This window comes from Janibacter sp. YB324 (assembly GCF_014217915.1).
Taxonomy (GTDB): Bacteria; Actinomycetota; Actinomycetes; order Actinomycetales; family Dermatophilaceae; genus Janibacter; species Janibacter indicus.
Genome location: NZ_CP060120.1, coordinates 1657000 through 1679855, shown reverse-complemented (window position 1 = coordinate 1679855; position 22856 = coordinate 1657000). Strand labels below are relative to the sequence as shown.

The window sequence follows — 22856 nt, the reverse complement described above, 5'->3', positions numbered from 1 at the left end:
CTAGGGTGTGGGCGTGGCGTACTGCATCCTCATCCGGCACGGGCGGTCCACCGCCAACAGCCAGGGCATCCTCGCGGGCTGGACCCCGGGTGTCGCCCTGGACGAGACCGGGCGGGGGCAAGCCTCGGGCCTCGTCGACCGGCTGGGGGAGACCCCCTTCGTCCACCTGGCGACCTCACCGCTCCAGCGCTGCCGCGAGACGGCCGCTCCACTGCTCGAGGCCCACGGGCTCGAGGCGCAGGTGCACGACGGGCTGGGCGAGTGCCGCTACGGCGCGTGGACCGGCAGGAGGCTCAAGGAGCTCGCCGACGAGCCGCTGTGGCGGGTCGTCCAGGACACCCCGAGCCGGGCGACCTTCCCCCCGGGTGAGGACTTCTCCGGGGAGTCGATGCAGGCGATGTCCGACCGTGCCGTCGCCGCCGTCCGCGAGATCGACGCCGCGGTGACCGAGGAGCACGGCGCGCACGCCGTGTGGGCCGCGGTGAGCCACGGCGACGTCATCAAGGCGGTGCTCGCCGATGCCGTCGGCACACCGCTCGACGACTTCCAGCGGCTGCACGTCGACCCCGCCTCCATCTCGGTCGTCCACTACACCTCGACGCGGCCGATGGTGCTGCGCACCAACGACACCGGCTCCGCAGTGCTGCGTCCGCCGAAACCGACGCAGGACACCCCGGCGACGGGCGACGCGGCCGTCGGCGGCGGCGCAGGACTAGGGTCGACACCATGACCGTCGTCGAGTTCGATCCCCCGGAGCGCTTCATCCTGGGCACCGTCGGCCCCGCGGGCCAGCGGACCTTCTTCCTCCAGGCAAGCGATGCCACCCGTCGGGTGCAGGTCTCCCTCGAAAAGCTGCACGCCCAGGTCCTCGCCGAGCGCATCGGCGAGCTGCTCGATCAGGTCGCCGGCCTCGAGGCGACCGTCGCGGCGGCTGCGGAGGCCGCCGACAACGCACCGCTCGACACACCCATCGCGGAGGACTTCCGCGTCCAGGCGCTGGCCCTCTCGTGGGACGGGGAGCGTCACGTGGTCCTCATCGAGGCCCACGACCACGATCCGGACGAGATCGACGAGGGCGAGGCCACCCCCGCGCTCAACAGCCTGCGGGTCTCCCTCGGTCCCGCGCAGGCGCGAGCCTTCGCCCGCCGCTGCGAGACCGTCGTGCGCGCCGGTCGACCCGCCTGCCCCTTCTGCGGTGGCGCCGTCGACGCCGACGGGCACATCTGCCCGCGGGCCAACGGCTACAAGCGCTGACGGTGGCGGCGCCCCCTTCGCTCGTCGGCGGGGACCTGGTCGTCCTCGGCCGGCACCCCCTCGCGAGCAATGCCGTCTTCGTCGCCGAGGTGCGGGGCCCCGACCAGCCCACGGTGGCCGTCGCCTACAAGCCGGTGGACGGCGAGCGACCGCTGTGGGACTTCCCCGACGGCAGCCTCGCCGCACGTGAGGTCGCGGCGTCGCGGATCGATGCGCTCGGCGGCTTCGACCTGGTGCCGCCGACCGTCTGGCGCGACGGGCCGGCCGGCGCCGGTGCCGTGCAGCAGTGGATCGGCGAGATCACCAGCCTGTGCCCGACGCCCGTCACAGTGACGCGCCCCGACGAGGTGCCCGACGGCAACCTCGTGGTCCTCGAGGGCGAGGACGAAGGGGGCGCACCGGTCCTGCTGTCGCACCCGGACGACCCGCGCCTGCGCTCGATGGCCGTGCTCGACGCGGTCCTCAACAACTCCGACCGCAAGGGCGGTCACGTCCTCGACCACGGTGGGCGCCTGTGGGGCATCGACCACGGCGTGAGCCTGCACGAGGAGCCCAAGCTGCGCACGGTGCTGTGGGGATGGGCCGGTGAGCCCCTGCCCGACGGCGATCTCGCGCGTCTGGCCCGGCTCGACGCCGAGCTGGCGCGACCCGAGGTCGAGGCCGAGCTGGCCGGGCTGATCACGCCCACCGAATTCGACGCGCTCCGCCGCCGGGTGAACCGGTTGCTGGCCAGGCGCACCCACCCCGTGCCGCACGGTGACTGGCCGCCGATCCCGTGGCCGGCGCTGTGAGTGCCACCTCGTAGGCTGTCCGCGTGAGAGCCTGGCCTGCCCCCCACCTGCCCGTCGTCCCCGGAGAGCCGATCTCCCTTCGCCTGCACGACGTGGCACGCGACGAGGTGGCTCCCGTCGAGCCCGAGGGCGCGGCCCGCCTCTACGTGTGCGGTGTGACGCCCTACGACACCACCCACATGGGCCACGCGGCGACCTACGTGACCTTTGACCTCGTCGGGCGTGCGCTGCGTGACGGCGGACGTCCGGTGACCTACGTGCAAAACGTCACCGACGTCGACGACCCGCTCTTCGAGCGCGCCGCGCGCGACGGTGTCGACTGGCGCGATCTCGGCAGCGAGCAGATCGCGCTCTTCCTGGAGGACATGACGGCGCTCGGGGTCATCCCGCCCGATCACTTCATGGGCGTCATGGAGTCGATGCCCCAGATCATCGAGGCCGTGCAGCGCCTCGTGGACCGCGACGTGACCTACGAGGTCGTCGAGGACGGGGTGCGTGACACCTACCTCGACCTCACCGCCGCCGGCGGACTGGGCGAGCTCAGCCACCTCGACCGCGAGACGATGCTCGCCTTCTCCGCCGAGCGGGGCGGCGACCCGCAGCGCCCCGGCAAGCGTGATCCGCTCGATCCGATGCTCTGGCGCGGCGAGCGCGAGGGCGAGCCGGCCTGGGACGCAGGCGAGCTCGGGCGCGGCCGACCCGGTTGGCACATCGAGTGCACGGCCATCGCCATGGAGCACCTCGGCGACCACGTCGACGTCCAGGGCGGCGGGACCGACCTCGTCTTCCCGCACCACGAGATGTCGGTCGTCCAGGCCGAGGCCATCACGGGGGAGCGGCCCTTCGCCCGGCACACGGCGCACCAGGCGATGGTCGCCTACGACGGCGAGAAGATGAGCAAGTCCAAGGGCAACCTCGTGCGGGTCTCGACCCTGCGCTCAGAAGGCGTCGACCCGATGGCGATCCGGCTCGTCCTGCTGGCGCACCACTACCGCGGTGAGTGGGAGTGGACGGCGCAGGACCTCACGCAGGCCCAGGAGCGGCTCGAGCGCTGGCGTCGTGGACTGTCGACGGACGGCGGTCCCGATGCGACGGGGACGATCGCGCAGATCCGGGCCGCGGTGGCCGACGATCTCGACACCCCGGCCGCTCTGCGCGCCGTCGACACGTGGGTCGAGCAGTCGCTGGCGACGACCGGCGACGTGCGCTCCGCACCTGGTGAGCTGGCCCGGGCGATCGACGCCCTCCTGGGGATCCGTCTCTGACCCGACCGGCGAAGGGGGGTCAGCCCGGGTTGTCGGTGCCGTCGCCGCGGCGGCGAAGGTAGCGCTCGAACTCCTTGGCGATCGCGTCACCGCTCGCCTCCGGCAGCTGCGAGGTGTCCTGGGCGCTCTCGAGCGCGGAGACGTACTCGGCGACGTCCGCGTCGGTGCTCGCCAGCTCGTCGACACCCCGCTCCCAGGCGCGCGCCTCCTCCTCGAGGTCACCGTGGTCGATGACCGTGTCGAGGAGGTCCTCGAGCTGGACGAGCAGGGCGAGCGAGGCCTTGGGGCAGGGGACCTGCGAGGCGTAGTGGGGGATGCTCGCCCACGCCGAGATCGAGACCATCTCGGCCTGGTGGGCGCCGTCGGCCACGACCCCGGTGATCCCCGTGGGGCCTTCGTAGCTCGAGGGCTCGAGGTCGTGCTTGTAGACGACCGTCTCGTCCTCGCTGGAGCAGAAGACGGGGATCGGACGGGAGTGGGCCACGTCGGCGAGCAGGGCTCCGAGGGTGATGACGGTCGTCACGCCGTTGGCCGCAGCGAGGTCGAGCAGCTCCGTGGTGAAGGCCCGCCATCGGAAGGAGGGCTCGATGCCGGTGACGAGCAGGACGTCACGGCCCAGGCTGTCGGGGGAGGCGAGCATGACCCTCGTGGTGCTCCAGTGGATGCCTCGCCCCTGGCCCTGGTTGGTCACGCGGGGCCGGGTCACCTGGAAGTCGTAGTAGTCCTCGGGGTCGATCGCCGCGACCGTCTCGGCCTCCCAGAGCAGGCCCAGGTGCTCGACGACGCGGGAGGCGGCCTCGCCGGCGTCGTTCCAGCCCTCGAAGGCGCAGATCATCACCGGGTCGTGCAGCTCCGGCAGGTCCTCGATCTCGATCACGAGCACCACCCTACGACGCGTAGCCTTGGCCCCTGTGAGCACCGAGCCTGCTGCCCTGCCCGCCGCCGTCCTGTGGGACATGGACGGCACGCTCGTCGACACCGAGCCCTACTGGATCACCGCCGAGCACGAGCTCGTCGAGGAGTTCGGCGGCACGTGGACCCACGAGCTGGCCGTCCAGCTCGTCGGCAACCCGCTGCTCGTCTCGGCGCAGTTCATCCTCGACAACTCGCCCGTCGACCTGCCTGCCGAGGGGGTCGTCCACCGCCTGCAGTCCCGGGTCGTCGAGCAGATCGCGCAGGAGGTGCCCTGGCGCCCCGGGGCTCGTGAGCTGCTCGCGGCCTGCCGTGAGCTCGACATCCCCCAGGCGCTCGTGACGATGTCGTGGACCGAACTCGCCGGGGCCGTCGTCGACGCCACCGAGCCGGGCTCCTTCGGCCTCATGGTCACCGGGGACGTCGTCACCCACGGCAAGCCCCACCCCGAGCCCTATCTCACCGCCGCCGCGCAGCTGGGTGTGCACCCGGCCGCCTGCATCGCCATCGAGGACTCGCCGACCGGCGTGCGCTCCGCGACGGCCGCCGGTGTGCCGACGCTCGCCGTCCCGCACATCGTCGAGATCCCGGCCATCGAGGGCTCGGTGCACGTCGACAGCCTGGCGGGGCTGACCCCCTTCGACCTGGTGCCGCTCACCACCGGCGCCGAGGAGCACGCGCGCACCTGAGCCTGCATTGCCCTACGGCAATGCAGAGTCCTGGCCATCGCTCGCCGTGGCTTCGGGTGGTGCCGAAGGGGGATAGGGCGGCGGTGTCCCACCGAAGGCCGGGCACAGCGGCTTGAAGTCGCACCAGCTGCACAGGCGCGACGGGCTGGGCCGGAAGTCCCCGGTCGCACTGGCCTGCTGGATGGCGCTGGACACGGCGCGCACGTTGCGCTCCAGCGCGAGCAGGTCGGCCTCGTCGGGGGCATAGCGGATCACCTGGCCGTCGCGCAGGTAGACCAGCTGGAGCAGGTCCGGCACCCGACCCGTGGTGCGCCAGTGGACGAGGCCGTAGAACTTCATCTGGAACAGGGCCTTGCCCTCGAAGCGCTCCGAGGGGGAGCGGCCGGTCTTGTAGTCGACGATGCGCACCTCCCCGGTAGGTGCAACATCGACGCGGTCGATGATGCCCCGCAGGGTCAGCCCCTCGAGCTCGACCTCGACCTTGACCTCACGTCGAGACGGCTCGAGTCTCGACGGGTCCTCGAGGGTGAACCAGCGCTCGATGAGTGCGGCCGCCTCGGCAAACCACAAGTCCTCGGTGCGCGACTCGTCGTCCGCGATCATCTCGGCGAGCTCGGGCCGCTCCTGGACGAGAGCCTGCCAGCGCCCCGGCACGAGCCCGACCGCGGCCTGCGGGGTGCGCTCGGCGGCCGGCAGCTCGAAGAGCTCTTCGAGGACGGCGTGCACCAGCGTGCCGCGTGCGGCGGCCGGGGAGGGCGCCTCGTCGAGCCGGTCGATCGACCGGAAGCGGTACAGCAGCGGGCACTGCTTGAAGTCGGCCGCGCGCGACGGCGAGAGACTCGGGCTCACTCCGGGGCGTAGCCGAGGTTGGGTCCGAGCCAGCGCTCGGCTTCGGCCATCGTCCAGCCCTTGCGCCCGGCATAGCTCTCGACCTGGTCCTTGCCGAGGCGCCCCACGACGAAGTACTGGCTGTCCGGGTGACCGAAGTACCAGCCGGAGACCGAGGCGCCCGGCCACATGGCCATGCCCTCGGTGAGCTCGATGCCGATCTCGTCGACGTCGAGCAGCTGCCACAGGGTGCGCTTCTCGGTGTGGTCGGGGCAGGCGGGATAGCCCGGTGCCGGCCGGATGCCGTCGTACTGCTCCTTGATCAGCTGCTTGTTGTCGAGGTCCTCGTCGGGGGAGTATCCCCAGATCTCGGTGCGGATCCGCTCGTGCATCCGCTCGGCGAAGGCCTCGGCGAAGCGATCTGCCAGGGCCTCGAGGAGGATCGCGTTGTAGTCGTCGTTGTCGGCCTTGAACTGCGCGATGCGGTCCTGGACGCCGATCCCGCCGGTCACGGCGAAGGCACCGATCCAGTCCTTGATGCCGGTGTCGCGGGGTGCGACGAAGTCGGCGAGCGAGCGGTTGGGCACCCCCGGCCGGTGCTTGCCCTGCTGTCGCAGCATGTGCAGGGTGTGCGCGACCTCGGATCGCGACTCGTCGGTGTAGATCTCGATGTCGTCGCCGACGGAGTTGGCCGGGAAGAGGCCGATGACGCCCTTGGCCGTCAGCCACTGCTCGGCGATGATCCGGTCGAGCATCTCCTGGGCCTCGTCGTAGAGCTTGCGCGCCACCTCGCCCGTCGACGGGCTGTTGAGGATGTCGGGGAAGGACCCCTTGAGCTCCCAGGCGTTGAAGAAGGGCTGCCAGTCGAAGTACTCCCGAAGCTCCGCCAGGTCGTAGTCGGCGAAGACCTGGCGCGTCGGCGTGACCCCGGCCAGGTGCGGCTGCTCGGCCGACCAGTCGATCGGGGTGCGCGCCTCGAGCGCCTCGTCGTAGGAGAGCATCGGCCGGTCACCCTGCTTGGCGGCGTGCCGCTCGCGCAGCGAGGCGTAGTCGGCAGCGATCTCGCCGAGGAGCTTGTCCTTGCCGGTCTCGCTGAGCAGCTGGCTGACGACGGGCACCGAGCGCGAGGCGTCCTTGACCCACACGACCGGTCCTTCGTACTGTTGGTCGACCTTGACCGCCGTGTGCGCCTTGGAGGTCGTCGCCCCGCCGAGGAGGAGCGGGATGTCGAACCCCTGACGCTGCATCTCGGAGGCGACCCCGACCATCTCGTCGAGCGAGGGGGTGATCAGGCCGGACAGGCCGATGACGTCGGCGTCGTGCTCGCGGGCCGTCTCGAGGACCTTTTGCGTCGGGACCATCACCCCGAGGTCGATGACGTCGTAGTTGTTGCACTGCAGGACCACGCCGACGATGTTCTTGCCGATGTCGTGCACATCGCCCTTGACCGTGGCCATGACGATCAGACCCTTGGAGCGCGAGGCATCGCCCGGCTTCTTGGACGCCTCGATGTAGGGGATGAGGTGGGCGACGGCCTTCTTCATCACCCGGGCGGACTTGACCACCTGCGGCAGGAACATCTTGCCCTCGCCGAAGAGGTCGCCGACGACGCCCATGCCGTCCATGAGCGGCCCCTCGATGACCTCGAGGGGCTGGCCACCCTCGGCGTCGATCTCGACGCGCAGCGCCTCGGTGTCCTCGACGACGTGGGCGTCGATGCCCTTGACCAGCGAGTGTGTGATCCGCTCGCGAAGGGGGAGCGAGCGCCACTCGAGCGTCGCCTCCTCGGCCTTGGCGCCGGTGCCGCGGTGCTCCTCGGCGATCTCGAGGAGGCGTTCGGTCGAGTCCTCGCGCCGGTTGAGCACGACGTCCTCGATCCGCTCACGCAGCTGCGCGTCGAGGGTGTCGTAGGGGACGAGGGCGCCGGCGTTGACGATGCCCATGTCCATGCCCGCCTCGATGGCGTGGTAGAGGAAGACCGCGTGGATCGCCTCACGCACGGGGTTGTTGCCGCGGAAGCTGAAGGAGACGTTGGAGACACCGCCGGAGACCAGTGCGTGCGGCAGGTTGGCCTTGATCCACCGGGTCGCCTCGATGAAGTCGGTGCCGTACTCGGCGTGCTCCTCGATGCCCGTCGCCAGGGCGAAGATGTTGGGGTCGAAGACGATGTCCTCAGCAGGGAAGCCGACCTCCTCGGTGAGGATCGTGTAGGCCCGCTGCGCGATCTCCTTGCGACGCTCGAGGTTGTCCGCCTGGCCGTCCTCGTCGAAGCCCATGACGACGACCGCGGCGCCGTACTTGCGGCACAGCCGCGCCTGCTCCACGAAGGCCTCGACACCCTCCTTCATCGAGATCGAGTTGACGATGGGCTTGCCCTGGGTGCGCTTGAGCCCGGTCTCGATGACCTCCCACTTCGAGGAGTCGATCATCAGCGGCACGCGCGAGATGTCGGGCTCGGAGCCGACGAGGTTGACGAAGGTGCCCATGGCGGCGACGCCGTCGAGCATGCCCTCGTCCATGTTGATGTCGATGACCTGGGCGCCGCTCTCGACCTGCTGCTGCGCGACGGCGAGCGCCGCGGGGTAGTCGGCCGCCTCGATGAGCTTGCGGAACTTCGCCGACCCGGTGACGTTGGTCCGCTCGCCGACGTTGACGAAGAGCGAGTCGGCCGTGACGTTGAAGGGTTCGAGACCGGACAGGCGCAGCGCCGGCTCGACGTGGGCAGGGACGTGCGGCGTGGCACCGGCGGCCCCGCGGGCGATGGCCGCGATGTGCTCGGGGGAGGAGCCGCAGCAGCCGCCGAGGAGGTTGACCAACCCCGACGTGGCGAACTCCGCGACGAGCTCGGCCATGTACTCGGGCGACTGGTCGTACTCGCCGAAGGCATTGGGCAGGCCGGCATTGGGGTAGGCCGAGACGAAGGTGTCGGCGACCCGGCCGAGCTCGACGACGTACTGGCGCAGCTCCTCGGCGCCCAGGGCGCAGTTGAGCCCGATGGCCAGCGGCTGCGCGTGGCGCACGGAGTTCCAGAAGGCCTCGGTGGTCTGACCGGTGAGGGTGCGCCCGGAGGCGTCGGTGATCGTGCCGGAGATGATGACCGGCCAGCGGCGGCCGTGCTGCTCGAAGAGCGTCTCGAGCGCGAAGATCGCCGCCTTGGCGTTGAGCGTGTCGAAGATCGTCTCGACGATGAGCAGGTCGACCCCACCCTCGACGAGACCGCTCGCCTGCTCGAGATAGGCCTCGACGAGCTCGTCGAAGGTGATGTTGCGCAGGCCGGGGTCGTTGACGTCGGGCGAGATCGACGCGGTGCGGTTGGTCGGGCCGAGGGCGCCCATGACCCACCGGGGTCGCGTCGGGTCCGCGGCCATCGCCTCGTCGGCGGCACGGCGCGCCAGACGCGCGGCCTCGAGGTTGATCTCGTGCGCGAGGTCGGCCATGCCGTAGTCGGCCAGCGAGATGCGCTGCGCGTTGAAGGTGTTGGTCTCGACGAGGTCGGCGCCCGCGGCGAGGTACTGGTGGTGCAGGTCGACGATGAGCTCCGGCTGGGTGAGCACGAGCAGGTCGTTGTTGCCCTGAAGGTCGCTGCCCCAGTCGGCGAAGCGCTCGCCGCGGAATTCGGCCTCCGACAGCCCCTGCTGCTGGATCATCGTCCCCATCGCGCCGTCCATGATGAGGACGCGCTCGGTGAGCGCCTCCCGCAGCTCGGTGGTCGCGTCGGGGCGCAGGTCGGTGTCGGTCACCGGGTAGATCCTTGTCCGAAGGGGGTGGGTGGACCTGCCATTATCCCCATCCGGTCCTCTCGCCTAGGGTCGTGTCCATGGCGGCCCCCCACGACGACACTCCCCGCGGGATCCGCCTGGCGACGATCGGTGGTGTCCCGGTCTACCTGGGGTGGTCCTGGCTGATCATCGGTGGCCTCATCGTCTTCCTCATCGGCCCGGGCGTCGCCAGCACCCATGGCCCGGTCACCGGCTACGGCGTCGCCGTGGTCTACGCCCTGTCGCTGCTGCTGAGCGTGCTGGCCCACGAGGCGGCCCACGCCGTGACGGCGCGGTCCTTCGGGCACACCGTCCACCGCGTGGTGGCCGACCTTTGGGGCGGGCACACGGCCTTCGAGGCCTCGCGCGCGACCCCGGCCACCCAGGCGGCGGTCGCCGTGGTCGGTCCGTTGGCCAATGCCCTGCTCGCCCTCGCGTGCTTCCTCGCCTCGGCGGCCCTCGACACCGGGCTGGTGGCGTCCGTCCTCGGCGGGATCGCCTTCGTCAACGCCGCCCTGGCCGTGCTCAACATGCTGCCCGGCCTGCCGCTCGACGGCGGCCAGATCGTCGAGTCGCTCGTGTGGGGCGTCACCGGTGACCAGGGCCGGGCCCGGGTCGCCGCGGGTCTCCTCGGCCGGGCCATGGTCATCGTCATCGTCGTCGCGATCGTGGGTCTGCCGCTGCTGCGCGGGCAGCAGCCGTCGCTGTCGACGATGGTCTGGACGATGCTCATCGCCGCCTTCCTGTGGTCCGGCGCCAGCTCCGCCATCGCCCACGGCCGGGCGCTGGGCCAGCTCTCGGGCCTCGACGTCGCCGCGTTGATCGAGCCGGCCGCCGCGATCCGTGCCGACGCGTCGGTGGCCGAGCTGACCTCCCTTCGTGCCCTGCCCGTGGTCACCACGCCCGACGGGGTGCCGATCGGTCTCGTCGACCACGACGCGCTGCGGGCCGTGCCGCCGGCAGCCGTCGCGACGACCCCGGTCTCCGCCGTCGTGTCCACGGCCCCGGAGGGCTGGGCGGTCGACCTGCCCCCGGGCCGCGAGGCCGTCGAGCTCGTCCACGCCTTCCAGTCCTCACGCTCGCGGGTCGTCGCCGTGAGCGAAGGGGGAGTGCTCCGGGGCATCGTGCGCGTCGAGCGGGTCAACGCCGCCCTGTCGCGCAACTAGACTCGCCCACCATGACCGCCACCGGATCCGCCTACCGTCGCGGCCCCTTCCGTGAGGGTGACCGCGTGCAGCTGACCGACCCCAAGGGGCGGATGCACACGATCACCCTGACGCCGGGCAAGCAGTTCCACACCCACCGAGGGCACGTCAAGCACGACGACCTCATCGGGGCGCCCGACGGGTCGACGATCACCAACACGGCTGGCACCGAGTACCTCGTGCTGCGGCCGCTGCTGTCGGACTACGTCATGTCGATGCCGCGGGGCGCGGCCGTCGTCTACCCCAAGGACGCCGGCCAGATCGTCCAGATGGCCGATGTCTTCCCCGGCGCGACCGTCGTCGAGGCGGGCGTGGGCTCCGGTGCCCTGTCGATGTCGCTGCTGCGCGCGGTGGGCGACACCGGGCGGGTGCACTCCTTCGAGCGCCGGGCCGACTTCGCCGAGATCGCCCGGGCCAATGCGCGCGCCTTCTTCGGCGAGGACCACCCGGCGTGGACCGTGAGCGTCGGCGACCTCGTCGAAGAGCTGCCGGGCGCCGTCGAGCCGGGCAGCGTCGACCGGGTCGTGCTCGACATGCTCGCGCCCTGGGAGTGCCTCGAGGTCGTCGCCGAGGCCTTGGCGCCCGGTGGCGTGCTCATCTGCTACGTCGCGACGGCCACCCAGCTGAGCAAGGTCGCCGAGGCGATGCGCGACTTCGGCAACTTCACCGAGCCCGAGGCGTGGGAGTCGCTCGTGCGCGGCTGGCACCTCGAGGGACTGGCCGTGCGCCCGCAGCACCGCATGCACGGGCACACCGGCTTCCTCATCACCACCCGCCGGCTCGCCCCCGGGGTGACCCCGCCGATGCGCAAGCGCCGCCCGGGCAAGGGCTACGCCGCCCAGGAGGGCGACGAGACGACGACGCCGGCCGAGGTGCCGCCGGGCGCCGACGACGCCGAGTGGACCTCGGAGGCGCTGGGGGAGCGGGTCGCGTCGGAGAAGAAGATGCGCAAGCTCGCCCGAGGGGTGGTCCCCCCTTCGCCGCGGTGAGTCGACAGGGGAGACTGGAGCCGCGCCGACACGACCGGCCGAAGGGAGCACGACGATGACGACCGAGTTCACGCCCCAGGACCTGCGGGCCCTGCAGGACAAGCTGACCCAGCAGAAGTCCCAGATGGCCACCGTCGCCTCGCAGAACGAGCGCCTCGTGCGCACGCTCAAGGACGCCCGGCAGCAGATCGTCACCCTCCGCGAGGAGATCGAGCGGCTCGCCCAGCCCCCGTCGTCCTATGCCGTCGTCGTCGACGTCCACGAGCAGGACAACACCGTCGACGTGCTCTCCGGCGGGCGCAAGATGCACGTGGCCGTCTCGCCGGCCGTCGAGCCGGCCGAGCTCGGGGTCGGCCGGGAGGTGCGGCTCAACGAGGCGATGAACATCGTGTCCGTCCACCCGGAGGACGTCGCCGGCGAGGTCGTCGTCGTCAAGGAGGTCCTCGAGGACGACCGCCTGCTCGTGCTCATGCGCCAGGACGAGGAGCGGGTCGTGCGCAGCGGGGGTCGGGTCACCGGCAAGCAGGTGCGCGTCGGCGACGCCGTGCTCGTCGACCAGCGCAGCAACATCGCCGTCGAGAGGATCCCGCGGGCCGAGGTCGCCGACCTCGTCCTCGAGGAGGTCCCCGACCTCGACTACGACGACATCGGTGGCCTGAGCACGCAGATCGAGGCGATCCGCGATGCCGTCGAGCTGCCCTACCTGCACGCCGACCTTTACGAGCGGCACCAGCTCAAGGCACCCAAGGGGGTGCTCCTCTACGGACCGCCCGGCAACGGCAAGACGATGATCGCCAAGGCGGTCGCGGCCTCGCTGGCCCGCAAGGTCGCCGAGCGCACCGGGCAGGACAGCGCCACGGCCTACTTCCTCAACATCAAGGGGCCCGAGCTGCTCAACAAGTACGTCGGCGAGACCGAGCGCCACATCCGGCTGATCTTCCACCGGGCCCGCGAGAAGTCGAGTGACGGCACCCCGGTGGTCGTCTTCTTCGACGAGATGGACAGCCTCTTCCGCACCCGCGGCTCGGGCGTCTCCTCCGACGTCGAGACGACGATCGTCCCGCAGCTGCTCGCGGAGATCGACGGTGTCGAGGGCCTCGACAACGTCATCGTCATCGGCGCGACCAACCGCGAGGACATGATCGACCCGGCCATCCTGCGGCCCGGCCGCCTCGACGTGAAGATCAAGATCGAGCGCCCCGACGCCGAGGGCGCGCGCGACATCTTCAGCAAGTACCTCACCGCCGACCTGCCGCTGCACCCCGAGGACCTCGAGGAGCACGACGGCGACCGGCAGGCCACCGTCGAGGGGATGATCGAGGCGGTCGTCGAGCGCATGTACGCCGAGAGCGACGACAACCAGTTCCTCGAGGTGACCTACCAGGGCGGCGACAAGGAGATCCTCTACTTCAAGGACTTCAACTCCGGCGCGATGATCCAGAACATCGTCGACCGCGCCAAGAAGGCCGCGATCAAGGACCTCATCACCACCGGCGCCGAGGGCCTGCGGGTCGGGCACCTGCTCGACGCGTGCATCGCGGAGTTCAAGGAGAACGAGGACCTGCCCAACACGACCAACCCCGACGACTGGGCGAAGATCTCGGGCAAGAAGGGCGAGCGGATCGTCTACATCCGCACGCTCATCGGCGGCAAGTCCGGGGCCGCCGAGCCGGGCCGCTCGATCGACACCGGCTCGCGGACGGGGCAGTACCTCTAGTCACGGCAGGGCGACGAGCGTCGCCGCGAATACCAGGGCCAGCACGAGACCGCAGAGGGCGCACAGGGTGCCCAGCGCGGCGCCCCCGAGGCGTGGCAGCCAGCGGGCCCGGTCGACGACGAGCGCCACGACCGTCCCCAGCAGGACTGTCCCGACGCCGACGGGGGCGGCGAAGAAGGCCACGAGTGCGAGGGAGTCCTGCGGGGTAAGGGTGCATCCGAAGCCCAGCCCCTCGCACTGACCGCCGGCGTTGGCGTCGGGCGCGACGACCCAGGCGAAGCCTAGCCCTGCGGCCGAGGGTCCTCGGGCGTCCGCGGCTGCCGGATGTCGAGCTCTTCGGCGACCCGGTCCCGGTCGCCCGGCGGGACGACGCCGCGGCCCCGTGTCCGGTCGGACGGGCCGTGCAGGTCCTCGAGGCCGAGCGGGTCACCCACCCGGGTGTGCTCGACCGGCGGGCGGACGCGCCCGCGGCGCGGATCAGTCCTCCGCGTCGGCTCGGGTCGCCGTCGGTCCACGGCCCAGAGCACCAGCCGCCACCCGACGAGCGTGACGCCGAGGAAGACCGTGGCGACGATGACGAAGGGCAGGGCCGTGCCCTGACCGACCATGTCCCGCAGGGCCATCCCGCCGAAGACCGTGGCGATCCAGACGGTCAGGCCGTGCCACCAGCGGGTCGGCCAGGTCTGGCTCGAGGCGGCGACGACCACCCAGCCGACGGCCAGGCCAGCGAGGAAGGGCCAGGCGGTGTCCCACCACCCGGAAGGATCGAGGGGCTCGTCGTGGGTGCGTCGCCCGATGAGGGTGAAGACCGCGACGACGAGCGCGTCCAGCCCGGCCGCGAGTGCGGTCCGTCGACCGGGCGACATCAGGGGCTCGTCACGCTCACGCACCGGCGCTCCTCCCCACGAGGTGGCGACGGATCTCGGTGACGAGCTCGTGCCGTGCCTGGGCGCCGCTGCGTGCCACCCCGGGGAAGCTTGCGAAGCCGTGCGGCAGCCCGAGGTAGTTGGTGACCCGGACCTCGACCCCGGCAGCCCGCAGGGCCTCGGCGTAGCGCAGCCCGTCGTCGCGGATCGGGTCGAGGTCGGCGGTCTGGACCAGGGCCGGCGCCACCCCAGAGGCATCACCGAAGAGCGGCGAGACGATCGGGTCGTCGTGGGCGACGGCGTCGTCCGCCTCGCCGACGTAGTGCGCGCGGAAGGCGATGATCTTGGCCTCGGTGAGGATCGCGCCCTCGGAGTGCTCACGGATCGACGGGGAGGCCATCGTCAGGTCGGTGGCCGGGTAGATCAGCGCCTGGTGACGGATCACCGGCTCTTTCGACTCCGTCCGCAGATCACGAAGCTCCTGGGCGACGATCGCCGACAGGTTGCCCCCGGCGGAGTCGCCGCACAGGCCGATGCGGTCGCGGTCGACCGCGTGATCGGCGTGCTCGTGGAGCCAGCGGACGACGTCGATCGCGTCGTGGCTCGCCGTCGGTGCCCGGTGCTCGGGCGCCATCCGGTAGTCGACGCTCACGACGACGGCGTCGAGCTCGGCCGCGAGGTGTGTGCACAGCGGGTCGTACATCCGGGTCGACCCCTGCACCCAGCCACCACCGTGGAGGTAGACGAGGAGGGGGCGGTCCTCCCTTCGGCCGGCCGGGGTGTACCAGCGAAGGGGGATGCTCGCGCCGTCGCGGACCGGCGCGCTCCCGTCGTCGATGGTCACGTCCGCGTGCACCCGTCCGGTGATCCAGGCGAAGGGGGCCGACGTCGGGTAGACCTTGGCGCGGGCGTCCCGGATGTCCTCGAGCGTGGCGTCGACGATCGAGACCCGACCGATGTTGTCGAGGAAGGTCGTCAGGGCCGCGACGAGTGGGGGCAGGCCGGGGTAGGGACGCTTCATGGCCGCTCCTCGTGCAGGTGGTGGGCGACCTCGCCGATGAGCTCTTCGAGCGCCGGCTGTGCGGCCGGAGCCAGCCCCGGGAAGGTCTGGTAGCCGTGGGGCGCACCGCGATAAGTCGTGTGGCGGACCTCGACCCCGGCGTCGCGCAGCGCCTGCGCGTAGGCGTCGCCGTCGGGACGAAGGGGATCGACCTCCGCCGTCTGGACGAGAGCCGGCGGCAGCCCGGTGAGGTCGCCGAAGGCGGGGGAGACGATCGGGTCCCGGTCGTCACCCTCCTCGCCGAGGTAGAGGCTGCGGAAGGAGCGCATCATGTCGGGTGTGAGGACGGGGTAGCGCTGGGTGAGCAGCTGGAGGTCCTCGGTCTCGCGGTCGGAGAGGTCCGGCGCCGGGTAGACGAGGGCCTGGTGCCGCAGGCCGGTGAAGCCCTCGTCGCGCAGGGACTGGGCCACGACCGCGGCGAGGTTGCCGCCGGCCGAGTCGCCGGTGACCCCGACGGCGTCGGTGCGCGCGCCGATCTCGGCGGCGTGCTCGATCGCCCAGCGGGTGGCGTCGAGGCAGTCGTGCGCCGCCAGGGGAGCGCGGTGCTCGGGGGCCATGCGGTAGGCGACCGTGACGACGACGACCTGCGCCTGAGCGGCGATGCGCGTGCACAGCGGGTCGTAGACCCCCATGTGACCGAGGACGAAGCCGCCGCCGTGGAAGTGCATGAGCAGGGGCAGCGGGTCGTCGGCCTCGGGCCGGTGGACGCGGATCTTCAGCTGGTGGCCATCACGGGCGCTGATCCGTCGGGTCTGCGAGGTCACGCCGCGCTCGGGGCGACCGAAGAACCACGTGTAGGGCGCCCGCATCGGGATGTTGGCGCGCATCCGGGACAGCTGCGCCGCCGTCATCTCCTCGGCCGGGACCCCCTTGCGCGTCAACCAGCCCAGCACCCGCGTCCGCCACGGCATCCACGTCGAATTCACGGCCCCATTCCAACACCCTCGGTGGTCGAGGCGCGACTGGCCGGGAAAGGCGCTCATGACCGGGAAACCCGCGCATGGCCGGGAAACCCGGTGATGGCCGCGCAATTGCGCGGTCATCACCGGAGATCCCGGTCATCTCCGGGCATCCCGGCCACCCCGGGGAGCGCGGGCGCGCGGGCGAATGTCGGTGGTGCCCCCGAGCCCGCTGCACGAGCATGGCCGTCATGAGTCCGACGACCCCGACCCTGCACACCCCGACCCTGGTGACCGAGCGGCTGCGGCTGCGCCCGGTGGAGGACGAGGACGGCGACTTCCTCTGGGAGCTGATGTCGTCCCCCTTCGTGCTGCGCTACTGGGACGAGCCGCCGTGGACCGATCCGTCGCGGGCCCAGAGGTTCGTCGACCAGTCGCGGAGCGCTGCGTCCGAAGGGAGTGGCGCCCGGGTCATGGTCGAGAGGGTGGCGGACGGTGCCCGCCTGGGGTGGTGCGGGGTGAGCAGCTGGGACCCGACCTTCCGCAGCGCGGAGCTGACCCTGTGCTTCGGGGAGGCCTCCTGGGGCCACGGCTACGCGACCGAGGCTGCCTCGGCCCTGCTCGACTGGGCCTACGAGGTGCTCGACCTCAACCGGGTCCAGGCCATGGCGGACACCCGCAACACCGCCTGCGGCCGCGTCCTGCACAAGCTGGGCTTCGTCCACGAGGGCACGCTGCGGGAGGACTGCGTCGTCGAGGGCGTCGTCTCCGACTCGTGGGTCTTCGGGCTGCTCGCGAGGGACCGGACCTAGGGTGGGCCCATGAGCGTGCGGCGGATCATGGGCATCGAGACGGAGTACGGCATCGCGGTCCCGGGCCAGCCCTGGGCCAACCCCATGACCGCCTCGGGAGTCGTCGTGACCACCTATGCCCGCGCCCACGGGCTGCGGGCCGGACACGGGGCGTGGGACTACAGCGACGAGCACCCCCTCATCGACGCGCGCGGCTTCGAGATGCCACGCGCCCGCGCCGACATCTCCCAGCTGACCGATGCCGAGGACCCGACCCTGGCCAACGTCGTGCTCGCCAATGGCGCCCGGCTCTACGTCGACCACGCCCACCCCGAGTACTCCTCGCCGGAGGTCACCTCCCCCCGGGACGTCGTCGTCTGGGACCGGGCGGGCGAGCTCGTCATGCGTGAGGTCGTCGAGCGCCTCGCCGACAGCCCGCCGGGCATCAACCTCTACAAGAACAACACCGACGGCAAGGGGGCCTCCTACGGCACCCACGAGAACTACCTCGTGAGCCGGGCGACCCCCTTCGACCGGATCGTGGGCGGCCTGACGCCCTTCTTCGTCGCCCGCCAGGTGATGTGCGGCGCCGGGCGCGTCGGCATCGGCCAGGAGAGCGAGCGCACCGGCTACCAGATCTCTTCCCGCAGCGACTTCTTCGAGGCGGAGGTGGGGCTGGAGACGACCTTCAAGCGGCCGATCATCAACACCCGGGACGAACCCCACGCCGACCCCGACGTCTGGCGCCGACTGCACGTCATCATCGGCGACGCCAACCAGGCCGACGTGGCCAACCTCGTCAAGGTCGGCTCGACCTCCCTCGTGTTCCGGCTCATCGAGGCCGACGCGATCGACCGCGACCTCGCGCTGCTCCACCCGGTCACCGCGCTGCGCACGATCTCCCACGACCCGACGTGCCGGGCCACGGTCCGCCTGCGGGACGGTCGCGAGCTCACGGCGGTGCAGATCCTCACCGAGTACCTCGAGATGGCGAGCGCCTTCGTCGAGCGTGAGGGCAGCGACCCGGCCACCGCAGAGGTGCTCGGTCACTGGGAGCGGCTGCTCGGGCTCCTTGCCGGCGACCCGATGGACGCGGCCGCGGACATCGACTGGGTCGCCAAGCTCGCTCTCCTGCAGCGCTATCGCGACCGCGACGGCATGGAGTGGGGTGACCCGCGGCTCGCGGCCATCGACATCCAGTGGTCCGACGTTCGCCCGGCCAAGGGCATCTTCCACAAGCTCGAGGCGGCGGGGCGGATCACCCGCCTGACGACCGACGAGGAGGTGCGCCGGGCCGTGGCGGAGCCGCCCGAGGACACGCGGGCTTGGTTGCGGGGCCGGGTCGTCGAGCACTTCGGCGACGCGGTGGTCTCGGCGTCGTGGGACTCGCTCGTGCTGCGTCTGCCCCGCGCGGGGCGTGTGGCCCGGGTCCCGCTCCTCGACCCGCTGGCGCACGGCCGGTCCGCCACCGAAGACCTCGTGTCAGCAGGTGACGTGGACGACCTCGTGGCCGGTCTCGGGGCATAGGCTCGGGGCACGACCCGACGCGACAGGAGCAGACGATGGCGCAGGAGCAGATCCGACCCCAGAGCAGCGGCGGGGGCGACGACGCCCAGCCCGACGACGGCTTCGGTCAGGTGGGCGCGACCAACGCCGCCCGCGACGAGGACATCGACTCGGTGCTCGACGAGATCGACGGGGTGCTCGAGTCCAATGCCGAGGAGTTCGTCAAGGGCTTCGTGCAGAAGGGCGGCCAGTGAGCCGCGATGCCGCGCAGGGGCGCCTGCCCGCCGCTTACCTGGCGGCCGGCGGGTCCTCCTTCACGGACTTCGTCGCCCAGCACGACCCGCGCCTGCTCCCCGGAGCCGGCGCCGCTGGCGCCACGACGGGGCAGCCCCTCGAGGCGCCGCACGCCACGACGATCGTCACCCTCGCCTGGCAGGGCGGCGTGGTCATGGCGGGTGACCGCCGTGCGACGCTCGGCAGCCTCATCGCCAACCGCGACATGCGCAAGGTCTTCGCCGCCGACGAGCGCTCGCTCGTGGGCATCGCCGGTGCGGCCGGCGTCGCCGTGGAGATGGTGCGCCTGTTCCAGGTCGAGCTCGAGCACTACGAAAAGATCGAGGGCGTGGTCATGTCGCTCGAGGGCAAGGCCAACCGCCTCGCCGCGATGCTGCGTGGCAACCTCGGTCTGGCGATGCAGGGGCTGTCCGTCGTCCCCGTCCTCGGGGGCTTCGACGCCGAGCGCCGCGAGGGGCGCATCTTCTCCTACGACGTGACCGGTGGGTGCTACGAGGAGCAGGAGCACCACAGCGTGGGCTCCGGCTCCTTCTTCGCCCGTGGCGCGCTCAAGAAGCTCTGGCGGCCCGGCCTCGATCGCGCCGCGGCCGTCCGGGTCGCGCTCGAGGCCCTCTACGACGCAGCCGACGACGACTCGGCGACGGGCGGGCCCGACGTGCACCGCCGGATCTGGCCGGTCGTCGGCGTGGTCGACGCGGGCGGGGTCGACTTCGTCGACGAGGCCGAGAGCGAGCAGGTCGTCGAGACGATCCTCGCCGACCGTCGTGGTCAGGCGGGCCCGCGATGACCCAGCCTCCCTTCTACGTCTCGCCCGAGCAGGTCATGGCCGACCGGGCGGAGTTCGCGCGCGCCGGCATCGCCCGCGGCCGTTCGGTCGTCGTCCTCGGCTACGACGAGGGCATCCTCCTCGTCGCCGACAACCCGAGCAGCCGCTCACTCAACAAGCTCAGCGAGATCTACGACCGGATCGCCTTCGCCGCCGTCGGCAAGTACAACGAGTTCGAAAACCTGCGGGTGGCCGGCATCCGCTACGCCGACTTGCGGGGCTACTCCTACGACCGATCCGACGTCACCGCCCGAGCCCTGGCCAATGCCTACGCGCAGACGCTGGGCACCGTCTTCACCCAGGACCAGAAGCCCTACGAGGTGGAGATCGTCGTCGCCGAGGTGGGCCGGCTCCTCGCGGACGACCGGATCTACCGGCTGGCCTACGACGGCTCGGTGACCGACGAGCGCGGCTGGGTCGCCATCGGCGGCGACAGCGAGCGGCTCAACGACGCCCTCGGCTCCCGCTGGGTGCCCGGCATGGACCTGCACGATGCCTTCGACGTGGCCCGCGACGTCCTGTCGCTGCGGGACGAAGGGGGAGACCTCCTGCCCGACGCCGCCCTCGAGATCGCGGTGCTCGAGCGGACCGCGACGCGGCGCTGCTTCCGCCGGGTGAGCGCCCCCCTTCGCGCCGACGGTTAGCCTGCAGACGTGGAGCGACGCATCTTCGGGATCGAGACCGAGTTCGGCATCACGGCCGTCTCCGACGGCCAGCGGCGTCTGACGCCCGACGAGGTGGCGCGCTACCTCTTCCGCAAGGTCGTCACCTGGGGCCGCTCCAGCAATGTCTTCCTGCCCAACGGCTCCCGGCTCTACCTCGACGTCGGCAGCCACCCGGAGTACGCGACCGCCGAGTGCGACGACCTGCCCACCCTCCTCGCCCACGACCGGGCGGGGGAGCGCATCGTCCAGGACCTCGTCGACGACGCCCAAGGGCGCCTCGAGGAGGACGGGGTGGCGGGGGAGATCTACGTCTTCAAGAACAACGTCGACTCCGCCGGCAGCTCCTACGGCTGCCACGAGAACTTCCTCGTCGCGCGCACCTCCAACTTCTCGGCCGTGACCGACGGGCTGCTGCCCTTCCTCATCACCCGCCAGCTCGTCGCCGGCACGGGCAAGCTGATGTCGACCGGCCGGACCACGCAGTTCTCCGTCAGCCAGCGCGCCGACCACATCTGGGAGGGGGTCTCCTCCGCGACGACCCGCTCGCGCCCGATCATCAACACCCGCGACGAGCCGCACGCCGACGCCGAGCACTACCGCCGCATGCACGTGATCGTCGGCGACTCGACGATGACCGAGACGACGACGCTGCTCAAGGTCGGCTCCGCCCACCTCGTGCTGCGCATGCTCGAGGACGGCGTCGCGCTGCCCGACATGACCCTCGACAACCCGATCCGGGCGATCCGCGACATCAGCCTCGACCGCACCGGCCGGACCCCGGTGAAGCTCGCCGACGGCCGACGCATGAGCGCCCTGGAGATCCAGGGCGAGTACCTCGCCCGGGCCCTCGAGTACGCCGACCGCGAAGGCGTCGACGACCCGGTGAGCCGTCAGGTGCTCGACCTGTGGCAGCGCACCCTCGACGCCATCGCGGGCGATGACCTGTCCGCCGTGGCCACCGAGATCGACTGGGTCATCAAGTACCGCCTCCTCGACGCCTACGCCGCCAAGCACGGACTCGACATCTCCGACCCTCGGCTGGCGCAGCTCGACCTCGCCTACCACGACATCAACCCGCAGCGCGGAGTCCACCACCTGCTCCAGCGGGCCGGTCGCATCGCGCGCGTGGTGAGCAACGAGGCCATCGCCGAGGCTGTCGACACCCCGCCCCAGACCACCCGGGCCAAGCTGCGGGGCGACTTCGTGCGCGCCGCCCGCGAGCACGGCCGCGACGTCACCGTCGACTGGGTGCACCTGAAGATCAACGACGAGGCGCAGCGCACCGTGCTGTGCAAGGACCCCCTCTCAGCGGTCGACGCCCGCGTCGACAAGCTCATCGAGATCCTCTCCTCGCGGCCCACGCCGAGCGGACCCTGAGTCAGGCACCACCCAGACTCCGTGGTTAGGGTGAGCCAGATCGTTGTCCCCGACACATTGAGGTAGACCGTGCCGAAGGCTTCCCGCCTGACCACCGCCGTCGCGGCATCAGCCGCTGCCGTCCTCGCCCTGAGCGCCTGCGGAGGCGACTCCGACGACTCGTCGGACTCCGGCCAGGACGACAAGAAGTCCTCGGCCTCGTCCTCGCCGGGTGTGACCCTCGCCGAGCCCAAGGAGGAGGACTCCAAGGCTGTCGAGGCGATCGAGGTCACCGAGGCCAAGGGCAAGAAGGGCCCCTCGATCACGCTTGCCGACAAGCCGGTGAGCGTCTCCGAGACCACCCGTGACGTTCGCGAGGAGGGTGACGGCAAGGAGCTGTCCGACGACGCCTACGTCGAGGTCGACCTCGCGATGTTCTCCGGCAAGGACGGCAAGGTCATCGAGGGCTCCGAGACCTACACCAGCTCGCCGATCGTGCTCGACCTCGGCAACGCCGAGGCGCTGCCGGGCCTCGTCAAGTCGATCCAGGGGCAGAAGGTCGGCGCGAGCGGCGTCTCCGTCATGCCGCCCAAGGACCTCTTCGGGGACAAGGGCATGCCCGAGTACGGCGTCGACGGCAAGGACAACCTCGTCCTCGTCTACGACGTGCGCGGCCAGCTCCCCGACAAGGCAGAGGGCAAGCAGAAGTCCGTCGACAAGGACCTGCCCCAGGTGAAGTACAACGAGGGCAAGCCGGCCGACATCACGATCCCCAAGGGCGCGACGAAGCCGAAGAAGCTCGTCACCGAGACCCTCATCGAGGGCAAGGGCAAGACCGTCAAGAAGGGCGACACCGTCTACGTCAGCTACACCGGCGTCACCTGGGACGACGGCAAGGTCTTCGACTCCTCCCTCAAGGACGGTCGCGGTCCCTTCTCCTTCCCGGTCGGCCAGCAGAGCGTCATCCCCGGCTGGGACAAGGCCGTCGAGGGCGCCAAGGTCGGCGACCGCCTGCTCGTCGTGGTCCCGCCGGACCAGGGCTACGGCAAGGAGGGCACGCCCGACGGGTCGATCAAGCCCAACTCGACCCTCGTCTTCACCATCGACGTCCTCGGCGCACCCTGACCCGCTTCGAGACGCTCGGCCGCTGACGGCCTCGCTCCTCAGGGAACGAGCTGTACCTCC

At 71.2% G+C, this 22856-nt stretch carries 22 protein-coding genes; 15 read left to right on the top strand and 7 right to left on the bottom strand.

Annotation, left to right across the window (positions count from 1 at the left end):
* The first annotated feature begins 13 nt into the window (after positions 1-13).
* From H7A72_RS08115 to mshC, 4 genes are read left to right on the top strand one after another with little or no spacing between them, the layout of a single operon-like run.
* On the top strand, positions 14-730 hold the full coding sequence (locus H7A72_RS08115) for an MSMEG_4193 family putative phosphomutase (protein WP_185222224.1): 717 nt from the start codon (positions 14-16) through the stop codon (positions 728-730).
* Positions 727-1254 (top strand): DUF3090 domain-containing protein, encoded by a 528-nt coding sequence (locus H7A72_RS08110; RefSeq protein ID WP_185222223.1) that lies wholly within the window; start codon positions 727-729, stop codon positions 1252-1254. The genes H7A72_RS08115 and H7A72_RS08110 overlap by 4 nt, the downstream gene beginning before the upstream one ends.
* A gap of 2 nt (positions 1255-1256) precedes the next feature.
* Positions 1257-2045 carry an SCO1664 family protein gene (locus H7A72_RS08105; RefSeq protein ID WP_223277874.1) on the top strand — a complete coding sequence of 263 codons (789 nt, stop codon included), beginning with the start codon at positions 1257-1259 and terminating at the stop codon, positions 2043-2045.
* Between the two features lie 23 nt (positions 2046-2068).
* Positions 2069-3310 (top strand): cysteine--1-D-myo-inosityl 2-amino-2-deoxy-alpha-D-glucopyranoside ligase, encoded by a 1242-nt coding sequence (mshC, locus tag H7A72_RS08100; protein WP_185222222.1) that lies wholly within the window; start codon positions 2069-2071, stop codon positions 3308-3310.
* A 19-nt stretch (positions 3311-3329) separates the two neighbouring features.
* On the opposite strand, the gene H7A72_RS08095 is transcribed toward mshC, so the two are convergent.
* On the bottom strand, positions 3330-4187 hold the full coding sequence (locus H7A72_RS08095) for a PAC2 family protein (protein ID WP_185222221.1): 858 nt from the start codon (positions 4185-4187) through the stop codon (positions 3330-3332).
* A gap of 34 nt (positions 4188-4221) precedes the next feature.
* Between H7A72_RS08095 and H7A72_RS08090 the strand changes: the two genes are divergently transcribed.
* Positions 4222-4911, top strand: coding sequence for an HAD family phosphatase (locus H7A72_RS08090; protein WP_255494291.1), 690 nt, complete (start codon positions 4222-4224; stop codon positions 4909-4911).
* Positions 4912-4923: 12 nt separating this feature from the next.
* Here H7A72_RS08090 and H7A72_RS08085 read toward each other — a convergent pair whose 3' ends face one another.
* Positions 4924-5760, bottom strand: a complete 837-nt coding sequence (locus H7A72_RS08085; protein ID WP_185222220.1) for a PD-(D/E)XK nuclease family protein — start codon at positions 5758-5760, stop codon at positions 4924-4926.
* Complete coding sequence (gene metH, locus H7A72_RS08080; protein ID WP_370543575.1) at positions 5757-9407, bottom strand: methionine synthase; 3651 nt, start codon at positions 9405-9407, stop codon at positions 5757-5759. Before metH ends, H7A72_RS08085 begins: the two co-directional genes overlap by 4 nt.
* 149 nt (positions 9408-9556) lie before the next feature.
* On the opposite strand from metH, the gene H7A72_RS08075 reads away from it, so the two are divergent.
* Genes H7A72_RS08075 through arc form a run of 3 tightly spaced genes read left to right on the top strand, consistent with a single transcriptional unit; the run spans position 9557 to position 13408 of the window.
* Positions 9557-10663, top strand: a complete 1107-nt coding sequence (locus H7A72_RS08075) for a site-2 protease family protein (RefSeq protein WP_185222219.1) — start codon at positions 9557-9559, stop codon at positions 10661-10663.
* Positions 10664-10674: 11 nt separating this feature from the next.
* Entirely contained in the window at positions 10675-11691 is a 1017-nt protein-coding gene (locus H7A72_RS08070; protein WP_084452065.1) for a tRNA (adenine-N1)-methyltransferase, read from the top strand.
* 55 nt (positions 11692-11746) lie between these two features.
* Positions 11747-13408, top strand: coding sequence for a proteasome ATPase (gene arc, locus H7A72_RS08065; protein WP_185222218.1), 1662 nt, complete (start codon positions 11747-11749; stop codon positions 13406-13408).
* Here the strand turns inward: arc and H7A72_RS08060 are convergent, their stop codons facing one another.
* The 4 genes from H7A72_RS08060 to H7A72_RS08045 all read right to left on the bottom strand — a co-directional run bounded on the left by H7A72_RS08060 (position 13409) and on the right by H7A72_RS08045 (position 16260).
* Positions 13409-13591 carry a hypothetical protein gene (locus H7A72_RS08060; RefSeq protein WP_185222217.1) on the bottom strand — a complete coding sequence of 61 codons (183 nt, stop codon included), beginning with the start codon at positions 13589-13591 and terminating at the stop codon, positions 13409-13411. It abuts the gene before it with no gap.
* A gap of 98 nt (positions 13592-13689) precedes the next feature.
* A complete protein-coding gene (locus H7A72_RS16650; RefSeq protein WP_223277862.1) occupies positions 13690-14298 on the bottom strand; it encodes a DUF3054 domain-containing protein in 609 nt (202 codons plus the stop codon).
* On the bottom strand, positions 14291-15295 hold the full coding sequence (locus tag H7A72_RS08050) for an alpha/beta hydrolase (protein ID WP_185222216.1): 1005 nt from the start codon (positions 15293-15295) through the stop codon (positions 14291-14293). The genes H7A72_RS16650 and H7A72_RS08050 overlap by 8 nt, the downstream gene beginning before the upstream one ends.
* The gene (locus H7A72_RS08045; RefSeq protein WP_185222215.1) at positions 15292-16260 is read right to left on the bottom strand and encodes an alpha/beta hydrolase; all 969 of its coding nucleotides are present in this window, start codon (positions 16258-16260) and stop codon (positions 15292-15294) included. The genes H7A72_RS08050 and H7A72_RS08045 overlap by 4 nt, the downstream gene beginning before the upstream one ends.
* Before the next feature lie 224 nt (positions 16261-16484).
* Here H7A72_RS08045 and H7A72_RS08040 point away from each other — a divergent pair, with 224 nt between their 5' ends.
* The 7 genes from H7A72_RS08040 to H7A72_RS08010 all read left to right on the top strand — a co-directional run bounded on the left by H7A72_RS08040 (position 16485) and on the right by H7A72_RS08010 (position 22796).
* Positions 16485-17045, top strand: a complete 561-nt coding sequence (locus H7A72_RS08040; RefSeq protein ID WP_084452117.1) for a GNAT family N-acetyltransferase — start codon at positions 16485-16487, stop codon at positions 17043-17045.
* A gap of 9 nt (positions 17046-17054) precedes the next feature.
* A complete protein-coding gene (gene dop / locus H7A72_RS08035) occupies positions 17055-18551 on the top strand; it encodes a depupylase/deamidase Dop (RefSeq protein WP_185222214.1) in 1497 nt (498 codons plus the stop codon).
* A gap of 35 nt (positions 18552-18586) precedes the next feature.
* Positions 18587-18784 (top strand): ubiquitin-like protein Pup, encoded by a 198-nt coding sequence (locus H7A72_RS08030; RefSeq protein ID WP_084452055.1) that lies wholly within the window; start codon positions 18587-18589, stop codon positions 18782-18784.
* Complete coding sequence (prcB, locus tag H7A72_RS08025; RefSeq protein WP_185222213.1) at positions 18781-19611, top strand: proteasome subunit beta; 831 nt, start codon at positions 18781-18783, stop codon at positions 19609-19611. The genes H7A72_RS08030 and prcB overlap by 4 nt, the downstream gene beginning before the upstream one ends.
* A complete protein-coding gene (prcA, locus tag H7A72_RS08020) occupies positions 19608-20294 on the top strand; it encodes a proteasome subunit alpha (RefSeq protein WP_185222212.1) in 687 nt (228 codons plus the stop codon). Before prcB ends, prcA begins: the two co-directional genes overlap by 4 nt.
* Before the next feature lie 9 nt (positions 20295-20303).
* A complete protein-coding gene (gene pafA, locus H7A72_RS08015; protein WP_185222211.1) occupies positions 20304-21692 on the top strand; it encodes a Pup--protein ligase in 1389 nt (462 codons plus the stop codon).
* A gap of 69 nt (positions 21693-21761) precedes the next feature.
* Entirely contained in the window at positions 21762-22796 is a 1035-nt protein-coding gene (locus tag H7A72_RS08010) for an FKBP-type peptidyl-prolyl cis-trans isomerase (RefSeq protein WP_185222210.1), read from the top strand.
* The last annotated feature ends 60 nt before the right edge of the window (positions 22797-22856 follow it).

What these genes read in the sequence shown, in the direction of transcription:
- H7A72_RS08110 (WP_185222223.1), top strand. Translation starts at nt 727, where the DNA reads ATGACCGTCGTCGAGTTCGATCCCCCGGAGCGCTTCATCCTGGGCACC.
- metH (WP_370543575.1), bottom strand. Translation starts at nt 9,407, where the DNA reads ATGGACGGCGCGATGGGGACGATGATCCAGCAGCAGGGGCTGTCGGAG.
- H7A72_RS08075 (WP_185222219.1), top strand. Translation starts at nt 9,557, where the DNA reads ATGGCGGCCCCCCACGACGACACTCCCCGCGGGATCCGCCTGGCGACG.
- H7A72_RS08070 (WP_084452065.1), top strand. Translation starts at nt 10,675, where the DNA reads ATGACCGCCACCGGATCCGCCTACCGTCGCGGCCCCTTCCGTGAGGGT.
- arc (WP_185222218.1), top strand. Translation starts at nt 11,747, where the DNA reads ATGACGACCGAGTTCACGCCCCAGGACCTGCGGGCCCTGCAGGACAAG.
- H7A72_RS08050 (WP_185222216.1), bottom strand. Translation starts at nt 15,295, where the DNA reads ATGAAGCGTCCCTACCCCGGCCTGCCCCCACTCGTCGCGGCCCTGACG.
- H7A72_RS08040 (WP_084452117.1), top strand. Translation starts at nt 16,485, where the DNA reads ATGAGTCCGACGACCCCGACCCTGCACACCCCGACCCTGGTGACCGAG.
- dop (WP_185222214.1), top strand. Translation starts at nt 17,055, where the DNA reads ATGAGCGTGCGGCGGATCATGGGCATCGAGACGGAGTACGGCATCGCG.
- H7A72_RS08030 (WP_084452055.1), top strand. Translation starts at nt 18,587, where the DNA reads ATGGCGCAGGAGCAGATCCGACCCCAGAGCAGCGGCGGGGGCGACGAC.
- prcA (WP_185222212.1), top strand. Translation starts at nt 19,608, where the DNA reads ATGACCCAGCCTCCCTTCTACGTCTCGCCCGAGCAGGTCATGGCCGAC.